17 protein-coding genes and 2 tRNA genes are annotated in these 17,542 nt (G+C 59.7%); 9 read left to right on the forward strand and 10 right to left on the reverse strand.

Annotation, left to right across the window (positions count from 1 at the left end; translation table 11 throughout):
• Positions 1 to 134 precede the first annotated feature (134 nt).
• On the forward strand, positions 135 to 404 hold the full coding sequence (locus tag QSK43_RS04365; RefSeq protein ID WP_045022734.1) for a DUF982 domain-containing protein: 270 nt from the start codon (positions 135 to 137) through the stop codon (positions 402 to 404).
• Between the two features lie 216 nt (positions 405 to 620).
• Positions 621 to 1,763 (forward strand): ceramide glucosyltransferase, encoded by a 1,143-nt coding sequence (locus QSK43_RS04370; protein ID WP_332302443.1) that lies wholly within the window; start codon positions 621 to 623, stop codon positions 1,761 to 1,763.
• Positions 1,764 to 1,818: 55 nt separating this feature from the next.
• Here the strand turns inward: QSK43_RS04370 and QSK43_RS04375 are convergent.
• Positions 1,819 to 1,895, reverse strand: a tRNA-Pro gene (locus QSK43_RS04375).
• A 265-nt stretch (positions 1,896 to 2,160) separates the two neighbouring features.
• Here QSK43_RS04375 and QSK43_RS04380 point away from each other — a divergent pair.
• Together QSK43_RS04380 and QSK43_RS04385 are read left to right on the forward strand one after the other, a co-directional pair.
• Positions 2,161 to 2,466 (forward strand): ETC complex I subunit, encoded by a 306-nt coding sequence (locus tag QSK43_RS04380; protein ID WP_045023184.1) that lies wholly within the window; start codon positions 2,161 to 2,163, stop codon positions 2,464 to 2,466.
• A 50-nt stretch (positions 2,467 to 2,516) separates the two neighbouring features.
• Positions 2,517 to 2,593 (forward strand) — tRNA-Arg (locus QSK43_RS04385).
• Positions 2,594 to 2,732: 139 nt separating this feature from the next.
• Here QSK43_RS04385 and QSK43_RS04390 read toward each other — a convergent pair.
• Positions 2,733 to 2,888, reverse strand: a complete 156-nt coding sequence (locus QSK43_RS04390; protein ID WP_332302444.1) for a hypothetical protein — start codon at positions 2,886 to 2,888, stop codon at positions 2,733 to 2,735.
• 236 nt (positions 2,889 to 3,124) lie between these two features.
• On the opposite strand from QSK43_RS04390, the gene QSK43_RS04395 reads away from it, so the two are divergent.
• The 3 genes from QSK43_RS04395 to QSK43_RS04405 are packed head-to-tail and all read left to right on the forward strand — an operon-like array spanning position 3,125 to position 6,355.
• Positions 3,125 to 4,423 (forward strand): efflux RND transporter periplasmic adaptor subunit, encoded by a 1,299-nt coding sequence (locus tag QSK43_RS04395; protein ID WP_332302445.1) that lies wholly within the window; start codon positions 3,125 to 3,127, stop codon positions 4,421 to 4,423.
• 14 nt (positions 4,424 to 4,437) lie between these two features.
• The gene (locus tag QSK43_RS04400; RefSeq protein WP_045022738.1) at positions 4,438 to 5,157 is read left to right on the forward strand and encodes an ABC transporter ATP-binding protein; all 720 of its coding nucleotides are present in this window, start codon (positions 4,438 to 4,440) and stop codon (positions 5,155 to 5,157) included.
• Complete coding sequence (locus tag QSK43_RS04405) at positions 5,147 to 6,355, forward strand: ABC transporter permease (protein ID WP_332302446.1); 1,209 nt, start codon at positions 5,147 to 5,149, stop codon at positions 6,353 to 6,355. Before QSK43_RS04400 ends, QSK43_RS04405 begins: the two co-directional genes overlap by 11 nt.
• Positions 6,356 to 6,547: 192 nt before the next feature.
• Here the strand turns inward: QSK43_RS04405 and sufA are convergent, their stop codons facing one another.
• The 7 genes from sufA to QSK43_RS04440 all read right to left on the reverse strand — a co-directional run bounded on the left by sufA (position 6,548) and on the right by QSK43_RS04440 (position 13,784).
• Positions 6,548 to 6,937 (reverse strand): Fe-S cluster assembly scaffold SufA, encoded by a 390-nt coding sequence (gene sufA / locus QSK43_RS04410; protein ID WP_045022741.1) that lies wholly within the window; start codon positions 6,935 to 6,937, stop codon positions 6,548 to 6,550.
• A 111-nt stretch (positions 6,938 to 7,048) separates the two neighbouring features.
• The gene (locus QSK43_RS04415) at positions 7,049 to 7,432 is read right to left on the reverse strand and encodes an SUF system Fe-S cluster assembly protein (RefSeq protein WP_045022743.1); all 384 of its coding nucleotides are present in this window, start codon (positions 7,430 to 7,432) and stop codon (positions 7,049 to 7,051) included.
• A gap of 37 nt (positions 7,433 to 7,469) precedes the next feature.
• Complete coding sequence (locus QSK43_RS04420; RefSeq protein ID WP_332302447.1) at positions 7,470 to 8,720, reverse strand: cysteine desulfurase; 1,251 nt, start codon at positions 8,718 to 8,720, stop codon at positions 7,470 to 7,472.
• Entirely contained in the window at positions 8,713 to 9,984 is a 1,272-nt protein-coding gene (gene sufD, locus QSK43_RS04425; RefSeq protein WP_332302448.1) for a Fe-S cluster assembly protein SufD, read from the reverse strand. Before sufD ends, QSK43_RS04420 begins: the two co-directional genes overlap by 8 nt.
• 22 nt (positions 9,985 to 10,006) lie before the next feature.
• Positions 10,007 to 10,762 carry a Fe-S cluster assembly ATPase SufC gene (sufC, locus tag QSK43_RS04430; RefSeq protein ID WP_332302449.1) on the reverse strand — a complete coding sequence of 252 codons (756 nt, stop codon included), beginning with the start codon at positions 10,760 to 10,762 and terminating at the stop codon, positions 10,007 to 10,009.
• A gap of 184 nt (positions 10,763 to 10,946) precedes the next feature.
• Entirely contained in the window at positions 10,947 to 12,416 is a 1,470-nt protein-coding gene (sufB, locus tag QSK43_RS04435) for a Fe-S cluster assembly protein SufB (RefSeq protein WP_045022747.1), read from the reverse strand.
• A 198-nt stretch (positions 12,417 to 12,614) separates the two neighbouring features.
• Positions 12,615 to 13,784 carry a cysteine desulfurase family protein gene (locus QSK43_RS04440; RefSeq protein WP_332302450.1) on the reverse strand — a complete coding sequence of 390 codons (1,170 nt, stop codon included), beginning with the start codon at positions 13,782 to 13,784 and terminating at the stop codon, positions 12,615 to 12,617.
• 210 nt (positions 13,785 to 13,994) lie between these two features.
• Between QSK43_RS04440 and QSK43_RS04445 the strand changes: the two genes are divergently transcribed.
• Positions 13,995 to 14,672, forward strand: coding sequence for an alpha/beta hydrolase (locus QSK43_RS04445; RefSeq protein ID WP_332302451.1), 678 nt, complete (start codon positions 13,995 to 13,997; stop codon positions 14,670 to 14,672).
• Positions 14,673 to 14,924: 252 nt separating this feature from the next.
• On the opposite strand, the gene QSK43_RS04450 is transcribed toward QSK43_RS04445, so the two are convergent.
• Positions 14,925 to 16,046 carry an anhydro-N-acetylmuramic acid kinase gene (locus QSK43_RS04450; RefSeq protein ID WP_332302452.1) on the reverse strand — a complete coding sequence of 374 codons (1,122 nt, stop codon included), beginning with the start codon at positions 16,044 to 16,046 and terminating at the stop codon, positions 14,925 to 14,927.
• Between the two features lie 150 nt (positions 16,047 to 16,196).
• On the opposite strand from QSK43_RS04450, the gene tyrS reads away from it, so the two are divergent.
• Positions 16,197 to 17,450 carry a tyrosine--tRNA ligase gene (gene tyrS, locus QSK43_RS04455; protein ID WP_332302453.1) on the forward strand — a complete coding sequence of 418 codons (1,254 nt, stop codon included), beginning with the start codon at positions 16,197 to 16,199 and terminating at the stop codon, positions 17,448 to 17,450.
• The last annotated feature ends 92 nt before the right edge of the window (positions 17,451 to 17,542 follow it).

The raw sequence follows: 17,542 nt of genomic DNA on the forward strand, positions 1-17,542 counted from the left end.
CCATTCATCTTGGCAAATTGGAACCCCCTGACCGATCACTTTTTAGGTGATCGGGAACCATTTCGTGAGGCGAGCATTTCGCGCATGGGAATGGAAATCGCCGTCAAGACGCGTGAAACAGGGAGGAAGACGACATGCTGATCAACAGAACGGAGCCGTGTCACCACGCCTCGTGGATGAAGCCGGTGGCGATCCACCTGCCGCTGTCCGCCGCCGTGGAGATCTACAGCCCGCTGGTGGCGCTGGATATGCTGATGTACCGCTGGCCGGAAGAACACGGACCGGAATATGAAGAAGCGCGCAGGAATTGCCTCGATGCGATCGCCGGACGATGCGACATCGAAAAGGCGCGGGAATCGTTTCTCGCCGCAAGCAGTCACGCGCATATTCTGAACATCCACTAGTTCATTGGCCGTGATGATGACTGGGCCCTTCTCTATGGAGGGCTTTTCTTTTGCCGCCGGACAGACGCTTCGACACCGTTTCCCGTGCCTTGCACCCTGCCCGCCTGTCGATGATGACATGTAACTGTCACGCAAACGTTATAATCCGCAGTGACGAATTCCATGGAATCGGTTGGCGGACAGACCGCCGAAAGCTAGGGAGTGAAACTGGCCAGCATGGAAACTGTTTTTGCCCTTTGCGCAATTCTCCTCCTCGCCTTCAATCTTCTCGGCATTGTTCTCGCCGGCTGGCGCCTGACGAGACGCGACACGGAAAGCGAGCTTGTGCGGCGAAAACCGCCGGTCTCGCTGGTGGTGCCGTTGCGCGGTGTGGAAAACTTCACGCCGCTGACGCTGTCGCGGGCGTTTCAGCTCGATTGGCCGGATTACGAATTGCTATTTTGCGTCGCCGACGAATCCGATCCGGTGATCGAGGAAGTGCGCAAGGCAAGCGCCGCCTTCCCGGCGGTTTCGGCACAATTGCTCATTGGCGACGACCGCATCAGCGCCAATCCGAAACTGAACAATTGCGTCAAGGGCTGGCGCGCCGCCCGCCACGAATGGGTCATTCTGGCTGATTCGAATGTGCTGATGCCGCAATCCTACATCGCGACCATGATGTCGGCCTGGCGGCCGGATAGCGGGCTGGTCTGCTCGCCGCCGCTCGGCTCTCGGCCGGCAGGCTTCTGGGCCCATGTGGAATGCGCCTTCCTCAACGGTTCACAGGGCCGCTGGCAATATGCGGCGGAAGCCATAGGCATCGGTTTCGCGCAGGGCAAATCGATGTTGTGGAACAAGCCGTTTCTGGAGGAGCGTGGCGGCATTCGCGCACTCGCCGCCGAAATCGCCGAAGACGCCGCCTCTACGAAACTGGTCAGAAATGCCGGCCGCAAGGTGCATCTGGTCTCTGCCCCGTTCGAACAGCCGCTCGGCCAGCGCAATGCCGGCGAGATCTGGTCGCGACAGACCCGCTGGGCGCGGCTGCGGCGCGTGACTTTCCCGCAATATTTCGCCCCGGAAATCCTGACAGGCGGGCTTCCCCCGCTTCTCTTCGCGCTCGGAGCCGCCATTACGGCGGATGCAGACCTCACCGTCACCACTATTGCCGTGCTCGCCGCCATGTACGGCCCGGAACTGGCGCTCACAGCCCTCAACCGGTGGCCCGTATCCATCTATACGCTGCCAGCCATGATCGCGCGGGATGTGATCATGCCCTTCGTCTGGGCACGCAGCTGGATCGGCAGCGCGGTCGCGTGGCGCGGCAATGTCATGACGATCGGCACAGCCGAAAGCACATTGGCCGGCCCATCGGCGGACTGAACGAAAGCTTTTCTTTTAAGGAAGTTACACCGACAAGCGAATATTTCGCTTTAAATGGTCGGAGTGGAGAGATTCGAACTCCCGACCCTCTGGTCCCAAACCAGATGCGCTACCAGGCTGCGCTACACTCCGCCGAGGCGATGGCTGGGGAATACACGGTTCACCCGAAGTCCGCAACAGGGAAATTCATCTTTGTTGAACCGTTGCCATGATCGGCGGAAATTGGTGCCTATGTGAAGAGAGCGCCATCAGGCGGCAAGGGATAATCGTCTTGACTCTGACATGAAGTCGGTCCATTTCAAATTCAGCGTTCCTGACACGATTTGGTTATTCTATTCAGGTACGTGAAGAGTAATCCGGGGTGTATGCCCCGCCGCCCAACCGGAGCAGTTTCGACATGTCTGCGAAGATTTACCGCCCTGCAAAAACCGCCATGCAATCCGGCACGGCGAAGACCAATGTCTGGGTTCTGGAATTCGACGCCGAGGTACCGCGCAAGATCGATCCGATCATGGGCTATACCTCCAGTTCAGACATGAAACAGCAGGTCAAGCTGACATTCGAGACCCAGGAACAGGCCGAAGCCTATGCGCAGCGCAAGGGCATCGAATACCGCGTCATTCAGCCGAAGGACGCGACCCGCAAGGTTGTTTCCTATCCGGACAATTTCCGTTTCAGCCGCACCCAACCCTGGACGCATTGAACGAAACGCACTGAAGACTTTCCGCCGGAGCAATGATCGCCTGGCACAACGGCCCCTTAGCTCAGCTGGATAGAGCGTCGACCTTCTAAGTCGAATGTCGCAGGTTCGAATCCTGCAGGGGTCGCCACTTCTTCTTAAATTATTGGTTTTTCGGTGAAATACTGAACGCCACCCTCACTATGACGAAGGTGAGGGAATAGAGCTTTGCTGACTTCAGCGAACAGCAACAATCCCCAGCAAGTGCGCGCCTTCGAAAAGACCCCGGCCTACCCCTGCCCGAAAAGCGTGAAATAACCCCATGCCGCCGCGAAGAATGCGATGACGGCGGCGATCGTCAGGGCTTTTTTCGCTTTCGGCCCGAGCGGCTGGCGTGGTTTTTTCGGCGGCGTCGGTTTGCGGAACTTCACCACGTTGTCGTTCATTCTATCATCGTCCTGCATATCGCTGCTGAAACCGGCGCCACATCAATGGCATCGGCGTTTCCGGATTTATCTCTACCAGACGAGAGCTATCATAAATATTACCAAGTTTTCACTTCCCCCTTTGGGCAAGCTATGTCACTTCCCACAATCAGAGGAATACAAACAGCGACAGACGGACCGGAAAACAAGGGTGGAAACAATCCCCTGTGGCATTTTGAATTTTGCGGGTGACGAAAATGAATGACGCCAACACCAATGGCCGCGACGTGGAAAACAGCCAGCCCGACCTGCGGGAGATCTTGGGTACAAGCAGAACCGGCAGAAAGAAGAAGTCGCGCCGGTATCTCTATGCCGCAGCGGCCATCGTGCTGATCGGCGGGGGGCTTGCCTATTATTACCAGTCGCGTGCCGCAGGCGTCGCCTATAGCTACGTCACGGAAGTGGCGAAACAGGGCGATCTTTCCGTCATCGTCACCTCCACCGGCTCGGTCCAGCCGACGGATCAGGTTGATATATCGAGCGAATTGTCCGGCACCGTGCGCAAGGTCAACGTCACCTACAACACCCCGGTCAAATCCGGCGATATTCTGGCGGAGCTTGATACCAACAAGCTGGAGGCCGACGTGCAGAGCGCCCGCGCCAAGCTCGCCTCCGCCAAGGCCAATGTGCTGAAGGCGCGCGCCGATCTCGGCTCGGCAAAAACGTCGATGGAGCGCCTGCGGTCCCTCGTGCAGAACCGGGTCTCCAGCCAGCAGGATCTGGACGCCGCACAGTTCACCCACGATGCGGCCGGCGCCACGCTGCAGGTCAACGAGGCGACCGTGCTTTCGGCGGAAGCGGATCTGAGGCTCGCCGAGGTCAATCTCGGCAAGGCGAAGATCGTCTCGCCCATCGACGGCGTCATCCTCACCCGCAGTGTCGATCCCGGCGCCACCGTCGCCTCGTCGCTCAACGCCCCGGTGCTGTTCACCATCGCCGGCGATCTGCGCCAGATGGAATTGCAGGTGTCCGTGGATGAGGCCGATGTCGGCAAGGTCGAAACCGGGCAGAAAGCCACTTTCAACGTCGATGCCTATCCCGACCGCAGCTTCCCGGCGGAAATCGAAACCGTGCGTTTCGCGTCCGAGACCGTGTCCAACGTGGTGACCTACAAGGGCATATTGACGGTGGACAATGAGGAGTTGCTGCTGCGCCCCGGCATGACGGCAACCGCCAATATCGTCGTCGAGGAGATCAAGGATACGCTGCTGGTGCCGAATTCGGCGCTGCGATATACGCCGCCGCGCGAATCCGCCTCCCGTGGCGGCGGGTTGATGAGCCTGTTCCGCCCTCCCCGCATGGGCCGCTCGCAGAACCGCGACGCCGGACAGGCCGCTACGGGCAAAAGAACGGTCTGGGTGCTGCGCAACAACAACCCCGTCTCGGTCTCCATCGAAACCGGCTCCACCGACGGCCAGCATACCGTGGTAAAATCGGGCGAGTTGAAAGCCGACGATCTGGTGATTACCGACGCAACGGCCCGCAACGCCGGCTGACGGAGGAAAACCGCATGCAACAGCCGCCGCTCATCGAGTTCCGCAATGTCGTCAAGCAATATGGCCGCGGCGAAGCGACGATCCGCGCACTCGACGGCGTCAGCCTGTCGATCCGCGAAAAGGAATTCGTCGCCATCATGGGTCCATCAGGTTCGGGCAAATCCACCTCGATGAACATCATCGGCTGTCTGGATGTGCCGACAACAGGCGAATATCTGTTCCAGGGCGTGCCGACCAGCGGCTTCGACAACGAACATCTGACGCTGCTGCGCCGCCATATGCTGGGCTTCGTGTTTCAGGGCTTCAATCTTCTGTCGCGCACCTCGGCGGTGGAAAATGTCGAGCTGCCGCTGATCTATCGCGGCATGAAGGCGTCGGAACGGCGCGCACGCGCCATGGAGGCGCTTGCACAGGTGGGATTGAAGGGCCGCGAGGATCACACGACGCAGGAGCTTTCCGGCGGCCAGCAGCAGCGTGTGGCCATTGCAAGGGCCATCGTCACCCGCCCCGCTTTGCTTCTCGCCGACGAGCCGACCGGCAATCTCGACACCAAAACCAGTGCCGAGATCATGGAGCTGATCACCGCGCTTAATCGCGACAAGGGCATTACGGTCGTCATGGTCACGCATGAGGAGGATATCGCGGCCCATGCGGGGCGCCTGCTGCGTTTCGTCGACGGGCATCTCGCCTCCGACAGCGCGGCGGAAAAGAAGGAGACTTCCGATGTTCTTTGAAACGTCGCGTCTTGCGCTGCGCGCCATCAGCCGCAACCTGCTCCGCTCATTCCTCACGGTGCTGGGCGTCGTTATCGGTGTCGCAGCCGTCATCGCCATGGTCACCATCGGCAATGGCACGACGGAACAGGTGAAATCGGAATTATCGCGGCTCGGCACCAACATGTTGTTCGTGCGTCCCGGCCAGTTCGGCCCCGGCCGCGCCAGCACCGAGGCCAAGCGCTTCGATGACCGCGATGTCGAGGCCATCCGCAACCAGATCAGCGGCATTCGCGCCGTCGCCCCGCAAAACCGCAGCTCGGCCGCGACAGTCATTTTCGGCGGAAAGAACCACCAGACGAGCGTCATCGGCACCACCAACGACTATCTGATCGCGCAGGACTGGACCATCGCACTCGGACGCGAGTTCCAGCCCGCTGAAGATCGCGGCGGCCAGATCGGCTGCATCATCGGCGAAACGGTGCGGCAGGAATTATTCGGTGCGGAAAACCCGGTGGGGCAAACGATCCGCGTCAGCAACATCTCCTGCCCTGTCATCGGGGTTCTCGCCAGAAAAGGCCAATCCGGCCTCGGCGACGATCAGGACGACACCATCATCATGCCGCTCAAAATCCACCAGCGGCGCATCGGCGGCACCACCACCATTTCCTCGATCATGGTCTCGGCGCAGGACGGCGTTTCCACCGCCAAGGTGCAGAGCGACCTGCAGAACCTGTTGCGCGAGCGTCGCCGCATCGGCATCGGTCGCGAGGACGATTTCACCGTCAACGACATGACGCAGATCGCCTCGGCCATGACCGGCACGACGACGCTGCTGACCGGGCTTCTGGGTGCAGTCGCAGCGGTCAGCCTTTTGGTTGGCGGCATCGGCATCATGAACATCATGCTGGTCTCGGTGACGGAACGCACCCGCGAAATCGGCATCCGGCTCGCCATCGGCGCACTGGAAAAACAGGTGCTGATGCAGTTTCTGGTGGAAGCGGTCATGCTCTCCGCCTTCGGCGGCACCGTCGGCATCCTGACCGGCCTCGGTCTTGCCTATGGCGTCGTCAGCTTTCTCAACGTGCCGTTCGTCACCAGCCCGTCGATCATCTTCCTCGCCTTCGCCTTCTCGGCGGCCATCGGGGTGATTTTCGGTTATTTCCCGGCGCGCCGGGCGGCGAGTCTGAGCCCGATAGAGGCGCTGCGGCACGAGTGATGGATGGGATTTAGAGCAGCGGACAATCCGTTCGAGAGGAAACCAACACCTCTCCGCCGTCATCCTCGGGCTCGACCCGAGGATCCACGCAGGCCTCACGAAATTTCATGAGGGATGGGTCCTCGGGTCAAGCCCGAGGAAGACGTCGAGGGTGTGATGAGGCTGCGTCAAATCACCTGACGTTGCAACAAATCAAACGCTCGCCTCAGCCTCGCGCTGCTTCGCAAGCGCTGCCAGATCGGCAGGCTTCAGCTCAACCGATTCACCGCAACCGCAGGCCGAGGTCTGGTTCGGATTGTTGAAGGTGAAGCCGGAACGCATCTTGGTCACTTCGAAATCCATCTGGGTGCCGAGCAGATAAAGCACGGCGGAGGGCTGAACCCAAACCCTTGCTCCGTCGAATTCGACCAGGTCGTCCTTCGCATCCGCTTCGGTCACGAGGTCGATGGTATATTCCATGCCCGCGCAACCGCCCTTCTTGATGCCGATGCGTACGCCCTTGGCATCCGGTCCGGAATTTTCGACGATTGCTTTAACACGCGAGGCCGCAGCCCCGGTTATGGTCATGATCGCAAAGCCCATGGGCTTAGTCTCCTTCGACAATCGAGTTCAAGGCTCGATGTTTATGGATTTCAATTTAATGGCGCTCGAGAGTGTCATCAAGAGATGACACCAGTCAAAATCAAATCAATCTCAATACCAGCCGACGGCGACCTGCGCCTCTTCCGACATGCGGTCCGGCGTCCACGGCGGGTCGAAGGTCATCGACACGTCAACGCCGGAAACACCCTCGACCGCGCCGACTGCATTTTCCACCCAGCCCGGCATTTCGCCCGCCACCGGGCAGCCCGGCGCTGTCAGCGTCATGACGATCTTGACCATCCGATCGTCTTCGATATCGATCTTGTAGATCAGACCGAGTTCGAAAATGTCGGCCGGAATTTCCGGGTCGTAAACCGTCTTCAGCGCCGAGATCACGTCGTCGCTGAGGCGCGCCAGTTCGTCGGGGGCAATGGAAGACGGCTTTGCCGCTTCTTCGATCGCATCATCTGTCTTTGCAGTAGCTTCGGCAGTCATGGTCTTATCCTCAATCCTGATCTCTTTTATCCTGATATCAGGCGAAAAATTTGCGCGCATAATCCAGCGCCTCGACAAGAGAGTCTACTTCGGCGCGGGTATTGTAAAGGCCGAACGATGCCCGGCATGTGGAGGTGACGCCGAACCGTTTCAAGAGCGGCATGGCACAATGGGTGCCGGCACGCACGGCAACGCCGCGCCGGTCTATCACCATCGACACGTCATGGGCATGAATGCCCTCGAGTTCGAAGGAGAAGATGCCGCCCTTATCAGGCGCATTGCCGATGATGCGCAGCGAATTGACCTCGCGCAGCCGCTCGGTGGCGTAAGCTGCAAGATCGGCCTCGTGTGCTGCAATCGCGGCACGGCCGAGATTGTCCATATAATCCAGCGCATAACCAAGCCCGATGGCCTGCACGATGGGCGGCGTGCCCGCTTCGAAACGATGCGGCGGCTCGTTATAGGTGACATTGTCTTCGGAAACGTCGAGGATCATCTCCCCGCCGCCCTGGAACGGCCGCATCTCGCTCAAGCGGTCAGCCTTGCCGTACAGCACGCCGATGCCCGAGGGACCGTAAAGCTTGTGACCGGTCATGACATACCAGTCGCAATCGATATCGCGAACATCCACCGGCATGTGGACGGCACCCTGGCTACCGTCGACCAGCACCGGAATGCCGCGCTCATGGGCGATGCGGCAGATTTCCTTGACCGGAACGATGGTGCCGAGCGCATTCGACATATGGGTGATGGCGACGAGCTTGGTGCGCTCCGTCAGGCTCTTTTCGAAAGCCTCGATATGGAATGCGCCGTCATCATCGACAGGCACCCAGACCAGCTTGGCGCCCTGCCGCTCGCGAATGAAATGCCATGGCACGATATTGGAGTGGTGCTCCATGATCGAGATGACGATCTCGTCGCCCTCGCCGATCTTTGGCATGCCGTAACCGTAAGCGACCGTATTGATCGCCTCGGTGGAGGACTTGGTGAAGACGATCTCGTCCACCGAACCGGCGTTCAGGAAACGACGCACCTTTTCGCGCGCCGCCTCATAGGCGTCGGTTGCGGCATTGGAGAGAAAATGCAGGCCACGATGCACATTCGCATATTCGTTGGAATAGGCGTGCGAAACGGCGTCGATCACCACCTGCGGTTTTTGAGCGGACGCGCCGTTGTCGAGATAGACCAGCGGCTTACCATAGACCTCGCGCGACAGGATCGGAAAATCCTGCCGTACGGCCTCGACGTCATAAGGGGCCGCAATCGCGGCGCGTTCGCTCTCAGGCATGATGTTCCAGCCAGCTGGAGATGATGGCCTCCAGCGCCTCTACCAGATTTTCTTCTTCCAGTTCCTCGGCGATCTCAGCGACGAAGGCGTTGACGAGCATCGCCCGCGCCTTGGCCCGCGGCACGCCACGCGCCATCAGGTAATAGAGATGGTTGTCGTCGATATCGGCAACCGTCGCACCGTGACCACACTGCACGTCGTCAGCGAAGATTTCGAGTTCCGGCTTTGCCGAAAACTCGCCGTCGTCGGACATCAGCAGCGTATTGCACGCCATCTTCGCATCGGTCTTCTGGGCATCGGGCGCCACCCGGATCATGCCCTGGAAAATGCCCTTGGCGCGGTCGAACACCACGTTGCGGAAAACTTCCGTCGAGGTCGTATTCGGCACGTTATGGCCCAGAACCATCGTCACATCGGTATGGGTTTCGCCACCCAAGAGGTTGACGCCGCGAACGATGAGGTCAGTACCCTCGCCGTCCACGTCAATGCGCAGTTCCTGCCGCACCAGCTTGCCGCCGGCGTTGATGACGAACAGGCGAATCTTGGCGTCCGCACCGATTTTCATGCGCAGCTGGCCAAGATGGATGTCGGCCGCACCCTGTTGCTGCAGGATGATCCAGGTCACTTCCGCGCCGTCTTCAACGACGATGTCGGTGACGGAGGAAACAAGGGCCGCATCGGAAGTCACCGAAAGGTGACGTTCGATGACAGTCGCCTTGGAACCCTTGCCGAAACGTACCGGAAAGCGGCTGTGAACCTGACCTGCGCCATGGATCGCCTGCAATTCGATCGGCTTTTCAATCTCGGCATCATCAGGAATGTCGAGCGTCAGACCATCCCGCACGAAGCTGCCGTTGATACGGCCGATCGCGTCGTCCTTGCTGGCTTCCGCAAGACCCGCAGCCGCAGAACCGTTCAGAAGGCTCTCGGCGAAGCTGGAGACGCTGATGTCTTCGATCTTGCCGATATTGGCCGTACCGTGCAGCACATAAGCGACCGGCGAACCGGCGACGACAGGCGCAACCTTGTCGATTACCGGCGCGGGCTGATCCTCGGGAACAGCGCGCAGCAGGCTCTTTAGATCGGTATAGTGCCATGCCTCGATGCGGCGGGTCGGAAGACCGCCGGTCTTCAGATCGTCGAACAGCACGTCACGGGCCGCAACCACGGCACCGTCGCCGGGCAATTCGCTGAACTTTGCGGTATAGGCGTCGAACAGCGCGGTTTCCGCTGGCGTCAGCCGATTGGTCGTTTGAATGTTCATGGACATCACCTCCTGGCCCGACTTACGCCGCTTCACCGATGATGTCGGCGTAACCATTGTTTTCCAGTTCCAGCGCGAGAGCCTTGTCACCCGAACGGATGATCTTGCCCTTGTAGAGAACGTGAACGCTATCCGGCACGATGTAATCGAGCAGGCGCTGATAGTGGGTGATGACGACGGTGGCGCGATCCGGCGACTTCAGCGCGTTGACGCCATCAGCCACGATCTTCAGCGCATCGATGTCGAGGCCGCTATCGGTTTCATCGAGAACGCAGAGCTTCGGCTCCAGAAGCGCCATCTGCAGGATTTCGGCGCGCTTCTTTTCGCCACCGGAGAAACCGACGTTGAGCGGACGCTTCAGCATGTCCATGTCGATCTTCAGGTCGCCAGCGGCTTCCTTGACGCGGCGGATGAAGTCCGGTGTCGTCAGCTCGGCTTCGCCGCGCGCCTTGCGCTGCTCGTTCATCGCAACCTTGAGGAACTGCATGGTGGCGACGCCGGGAATTTCGACCGGATACTGGAAGGCAAGGAAAATACCCTTGGCAGCGCGTTCGGCCGCGTCCAGTTCCAGAATGCTTTCGCCGTTATAGAGAATGTCACCGGCGGTGACTTCATAGTCTTCGCGGCCCGACAGGATGTAGGACAGCGTCGACTTGCCCGAACCGTTCGGCCCCATGATGGCGGCAACTTCACCAGCGGCAACCTTCAGGTTGAGGCCCTTGATGATCTCGGTTTCGGTATCGGCGATCTTTGCGTGCAGGTCGATGATTTCAAGCATGGTTTGGTTCCTGTTCATGGTGCGGTTTCAAGGACCGCCTCGTAGACCCGTCTGTGCGGGTCGCTCTCAATTCACACATCCGTCATCCTCGGGCTTGACCCGAGGATCCAGTCGGCGGTTGTCTCTGCTCAAGCCAAAGGCTGTGTATCCCCAGGACAAGCCCGAGGATGACGTAGAGCAAGAGTTAACCCACAGACCCTTCCAGCGAAATTCCAATCAGCTTCTGCGCTTCAACCGCAAATTCCATCGGCAGCTGCTGGATGACGTCCTTCACGAAGCCGTTGACGATCAGTGCGATGGCCGACTCCTCGGGAATGCCGCGTTGCAGGCAGTAGAACAGCTGGTCTTCGGAAATCTTCGATGTCGTCGCCTCGTGCTCGAAATGAGCGGACGAGTTCTTCGCCTCGATATAGGGCACGGTATGCGCGCCGCATTTGTCGCCGATCAGAAGCGAGTCACACTGCGTGAAGTTGCGTGTGTTGGTCGCCTTGCGGTGAGCCGAAACCTGGCCGCGATAGACGTTTTCCGAGAAACCGGCGGCGATGCCCTTGGCGATGATGCGGCTCGACGTGTTCTTGCCGAGATGGATCATCTTGGTGCCGCTATCGATCTGCTGATGGCCGTTGGAGACGGCGATCGAATAGAATTCGCCACGGCTATCGTCGCCGCGCAGGATGCAGGACGGATATTTCCAGGTGATGGCCGAGCCGGTTTCCACCTGCGTCCACGAAATCTTCGAACGGTCGCCACGGCAATCGCCGCGCTTGGTCACGAAGTTGTAGATGCCGCCCTTGCCATCCTTGTCACCCGGATACCAGTTCTGGACAGTCGAATATTTGATTTCGGCATCGTCGAGCGCCACCAGTTCGACAACGGCGGCGTGAAGCTGGTTCTCGTCGCGCTGCGGTGCCGTGCAGCCTTCCAGATAGGAGACATAGGCACCTTCTTCGGCGATGATCAGCGTGCGCTCGAATTGGCCGGTGTTCTTTTCGTTGATGCGGAAATAGGTGGAAAGCTCCATCGGGCAACGAACGCCCTTCGGCACGAACACGAAGGAACCGTCGGTGAAGACAGCCGAGTTCAGCGTCGCATAGAAATTGTCCGTCTGCGGAACGACCGAGCCGAGATATTTCTTCACCAGATCAGGATATTCGCGAACGGCTTCGGAAATCGACATGAAGATCACGCCGGCCTTGGCCAGTTCCGCCTTGAAGGTGGTAACGACCGAGACGCTGTCGAAGACGGCATCCACAGCCACGCGGCGGTTTTCCACGCCGGCCAGGATTTCCTGTTCCTTGAGCGGAATGCCGAGCTTCTCATAGACCTTCAGCAACTCGGGATCCACGTCCTCAAGGGACTTCGGGCCGGGCGTGCTTTTCGGTGCGGCATAATAATAGAGATCGTTGAAGTCGATCTTGGGATAGCTGACGCGCGCCCATGTCGGCTCTTCCATCGTCAGCCAGCGCTTGTAAGCCTCAAGACGCCATTCCAGCATCCATTCCGGCTCCTGCTTCTTGGCCGAGATGAAGCGGATCACCTCTTCCGAAAGGCCCTTCGGGGCCTTGTCGACTTCGATTTCGGTTTCGAAGCCGTATTTATACTGGTCCACATCGATCTGGCGAACCTGATCGATCGTTTCCTGAACCGCTGCCATGTCGTTCTCCAATCTCGCCGGAGCCAAGGTCCGGTGGCTTGTCAACGTGTCAGGCGGAAAGCCGCCTTATCCATCTTCGGGCAAATTATCCGAGCCCGCATAAACGGGGTGGATCTTATACCCATGTAAGTGCGGGATGGCGCTTTTCACACATCCCGGCAAGCGGAAAATTGCTATTCCGCAATTCTTTGCCGCATTTTAAGCGGCCTGACCGGTCAGCCTGCGCCGCCCGGCAATTTTTGCAAAGGCAGCGAGCGTATGCTCGATATCCGCCTCATTTGTCGCGTGGCCAAGAGAAATCCTGAGCGCGCCGAGCTTGGGATCGTGCCCCATCGCCGTCAGCACATGGCTTTCCCCCACCTTGCCGGAAGAGCAGGCCGAACCGGCCGAGAGCGCGATGCCCTCGATATCGAAGGCGATCTGGCCGGTCTCCGCCTTCAAACCGGGCAAAGTGAAAAACGTGGTATTGCCGACACGTCCGACATCCTCGCCGTGAATGATCACGTCAGGCGCAACTGCCCGCATGCCGTCTTCCAGCTTTGCGCGCAACGCCGAAAGACGCACCGTTTCCACTTCGAGCATTTGCGCAGCGACTGCGGCAGCCGCACCGAAACCGATAATCGACAGGGTATTTTCCGTGCCGGAACGATGTCCCTTTTCCTGCCCGCCGCCATGGATCAGCGGCTTCGGCATCATCACTTCGCCGCGCGAGACCAGGGCGCCCGCACCCTTCGGGCCGCCGAGCTTGTGGGACGAGAGGACAAGAAAATCCGCATCCAGTGCATTGATATCGAGCGGAACGCGGCCAGCGGCCTGTACGGCGTCGACCACCATCAGTCCACCCGCAGCATGCGCAAGCCGCGCTGCCTCCGCCACCGGCTGGAGGATGCCCGTCTCGTTATTGACCAGCATGCAGGCAACCATCGGCAAGCCGGTGGATTTGTCGTGCGAAGACAACAGCAACTCAAGCGCGGCAAGATCGATGACACCCGCTGACGTAACGGGAATTTCCGTAACGTCAGTCTTGGCGAACCGCCCGCCTTCGCGAAAAGCAGGGTGCTCGATAGCAGAGACATAAAGACGGCCATAGCGCACGGGAGCGCGCCCCATCTTGAATTCAGGCGAAAGCACCAGATTGGCCGCTTCCGTCGCACCGCTGGTGAAGGTGACGTGGGATGCCTGTGCCCCGGCAAGTCCCGCAACCTCACGGCGGGCAGCCTCGACGGCAGCGCGGGCCGCGCGCCCTTCCCGGTGGACGGAGGACGGATTGCCGGCAATCTCCAGCGCGGAGACAAGAACGTCCCGCACGGCGGGCAAAAGCGGCGCCGTGGCGTTCCAGTCCATATATGTGCGCATCAAACCCGTCATCGCGGAAAAGCTTCGCTCAATCTTATATGCGCCAAAACGCATTTTTCTTGAAATTACAGTTGCGCTTGCCTTATGACACGACCGAGTGCTTAAGCACACGCAAAGTTTCGAATTATTCTAAACTGCGTTCTAGAAAAGATGACACAGTTCGTCAAGTCTTCTCATCGGAAGAATGCGGTTGGAGAATGAAAAAACACGACCGGAGTACCAATGCCCGAAGTCATTTTTAACGGCCCTGCGGGTCGCCTCGAAGGCCGTTATCAACCCTCCAAGGAAAAGAGCGCACCGATAGCGATCATCCTTCATCCGCACCCGCAGTTCGGCGGCACGATGAACAACCAGATCGTCTATCAGCTCTTCTATCTTTTCCAGAAGCGCGGTTTCACGACGCTCCGGTTCAATTTCCGCTCCATCGGCCGCAGCCAGGGCGAGTTCGACCACGGCGCCGGCGAGCTTTCCGACGCTGCCTCCGCCCTCGACTGGGTGCAGAGCCTGCATCCCGATTCGAAAAGCTGTTGGGTCGCCGGTTATTCCTTCGGCGCCTGGATCGGCATGCAGCTTCTGATGCGCCGCCCGGAAATCGAAGGCTTCATGTCGATTGCGCCGCAGCCCAATACCTACGACTTCTCCTTCCTCGCGCCCTGCCCGTCTTCCGGCCTCATCATCAATGGCGATGCCGACAAGGTCGCGCCTGAGAAGGACGTCAACGGTCTGGTCGAAAAGTTGAAGACCCAGAAGGGCATCCTCATCACCCACCGCATCCTTCCCGGCGCCAACCACTTCTTCAACGGCAAGGTGGATGAGCTGATGGGCGAATGCGAGGACTACCTCGACCGCCGCCTGAACGGCGAACTGGTGCCGGAACCGACGGCCAAGCGCATTCGGTGATAGGCCGCCGTTTTTCAAGGCAGGTCTGATCTACCTATAATGATCGACGGCGGGCTTGGTTCACCCCCCTCTGCCCTGCCGGGCATCTCCCCCACAGGTGGGGAGATCGAATCGTGGCGACCTTCCGGCCACCTTGAACTTAGCAGCTCAGGTAAAGAGCAGGCCTCTGGCTGATCTCCCTCCTTGTGGGGGAGATGCCCGGCAGGGCAGAGGGGGGTAAGCCACGCCCGCCGTCGTATATTATGATCGTTATTACGCCCTCACCAAAACCCCACCCGTCACCGGCTCATTCACACCCGTCGTGCCGGGATAGGTCAGCGGCAAGCCCTTCAGCGAACGCACGGCGAGATAGGCCCAGGCCTCCGCCTCCATCGCCCCGCCATCGAACCCAGCCTCTTCCGCCGCAATCACCCTTGCACCAGACTTTGCGGCAAGGCTCGCAAACTCTTCCATGATCACCGGATTGAGCCGCCCGCCACCGCAGACCACATAGGTTTTTGCTTCTTCCGGCAGGTAGCTGGCCGATTTGAGGATCGCGGTCCCCGTCAGATGCGACAGCGTGCGCGCGCCGTCGGCAAGCGAGACCTCACCCTTTTGCGGCGGCACGAAATCGCTGCGGTCAAGCGAGCGGCGGATATTGGCCGAGAAGAACGGGCTTTCCATGTAGCGCGTCACCAGCGAGGCAACGACGCTGCCGCCCGCCGCCGTCCTGCCGCCTTTGTCGAAGGCTTTGCCCGTATGCGCCTCGATCCACTGGTCGATCAGCATATTGCCGGGGCCGCTGTCGAAAGCCGCAAGCCGCCCGCCCTCGCCGATAAAGGTCAGATTGGAGATGCCGCCGATATTGACGAAGACGGCGGGCGTTTCGAACCCATCAGGCAAATTGGCGGAGAGCGCCATGTGATAGGCGGGAATGAGCGGCGCGCCCTGCCCGCCATGCACCATGTCGTTGGCGCGCATGTCGTAGACCACATCGATGGCGGTTTCTTCAGCCAGAAGCGCACCGTCGCCGATCTGGACGGTCAACGCCTCATCCGGCCGGTGCAACACCGTCTGGCCGTGAAAACCGATCACATCGATATCGCCGGGCTGAAGCCGGTGACGGTTGAGGAAGGATTTAACCGCCGCCGCATGGGCAAGCGTCAGCTTGCGTTCCGCCTCCCCCAGGTCATCAGGACGTTCGCGCCGTTCGCGAATGGATTTGGCCGTCGTGAGCGCCTTCTGCCAGATGGCGCGCAGGCCCGGATCATAGGGAAAATAACCGCTCGGCCCGTGCCGGACGATGCTTTCGCCATCCGTGCGCAAAAGGGCGATATCGATGCCGTCCATCGATGTTCCGCTCATCAGCCCGATCGCCGTTTTGACCTCGCCCACGCGCCGCTCCTTTGCAATATCGAATCATGTCGAGATGAATCGCCGTTATTCATGGCCGAAACGGGTGCACTTTTCAAAAAACAATGGTAAAGCCCCCGGCGTTCATTGGCTGCCAATGACGGCAAATATCCAACCAGAAAGAAAAAGGTCATGTCCAGGTTCAAGTCCGATTTCCTCCGCACGCTCGACGAGCGCGGCTTCATTCACCAGATCTCCGACGAGTCGGGTCTCGACGAACTGTTCGCCAAGGAAACCGTGACCGCCTATATCGGCTATGACCCGACGGCTTCGAGTTTGCATGTCGGCCACCTCACCCAGATTATGATGCTGCACTGGATGCAGAAGACCGGCCACCAGCCGATTTCACTGATGGGCGGCGGCACCGGCATGGTCGGCGATCCTTCCTTCAAGGAAGAGGCCCGCAAGCTGATGACGGTCGACATGATCGAGGACAACATCACCTCGCTCAAGCACGTCTTCGCCAACTACCTTGATTATGATCGCGCCGAGAACCCGGCCTTGATGATCAACAATGCCGACTGGCTGCGCGGGTTGAACTACCTCGAATTCCTGCGCGATGTCGGCCGCCACTTCTCGGTCAACCGCATGCTGTCCTTCGACAGCGTGAAGACGCGCCTCGACCGCGAGCAGTCGCTGTCTTTCCTCGAATTCAACTACATGATCCTGCAGGCCTACGATTTCGTGGAGCTGAACCAGCGCACCGGCTGCCGCCTGCAGATGGGCGGCTCCGACCAGTGGGGCAACATCATCAACGGCATCGATCTGGGTCACCGCATGGGGACGCCGCAGCTTTACGCGTTGACATCGCCGCTCCTCACCACCTCCTCGGGTGCAAAGATGGGCAAGTCCGCATCGGGCGCAGTCTGGCTGAACAAGGATCTGCTGCCGGTCTATGATTTCTGGCAATACTGGCGCAACACGGAAGATGCGGACGTGGTTCGCTTCGCGAAGCTCTTCACCACGCTGCCGATGGATGAGATCGCCCGTATCGCCGCCCTTGGCGGATCGGAGATCAACGAGGCGAAGAAAATCCTCGCAACGGAAGTGACGGCTATCCTGCATGGCCGCGCCGCCGCCGAAGAAGCTGCCGAAACAGCACGCAAGACCTTCGAGGAAGGCGCGCTGGCTGAAAACCTGCCCTCCATCGAGGTTCCGGCATCCGAGCTTGACGCCGGCGTCGGCGTGCTGTCGCTCATCGTCCGCGCCGGCCTTGCCGGTTCGAACGGCGAGGCCCGCCGCCACGTTCAGGGCGGTGCGGTGAAGATCAACGACAAGAGCGTATCCGACGACCGCCAGATGATCGGTTCCACCGAAATCACCGGCGACGGCGTCATCAAGCTGTCGGTCGGCAAGAAGAAACACGTTCTGATCCGCCCGGCGTAAGAGCGTACGAAAAACATCTTGTCGAGGACTGCGAAAGCGGTCCTCGACGCGTCGATAAAGCCCTCACTTCCGTCATGCCGGACTAGATCCGG

This window comes from Rhizobium sp. GR12, assembly GCF_036596185.1.
Classification (GTDB): domain Bacteria; phylum Pseudomonadota; class Alphaproteobacteria; order Rhizobiales; family Rhizobiaceae; genus Agrobacterium; species Agrobacterium nepotum.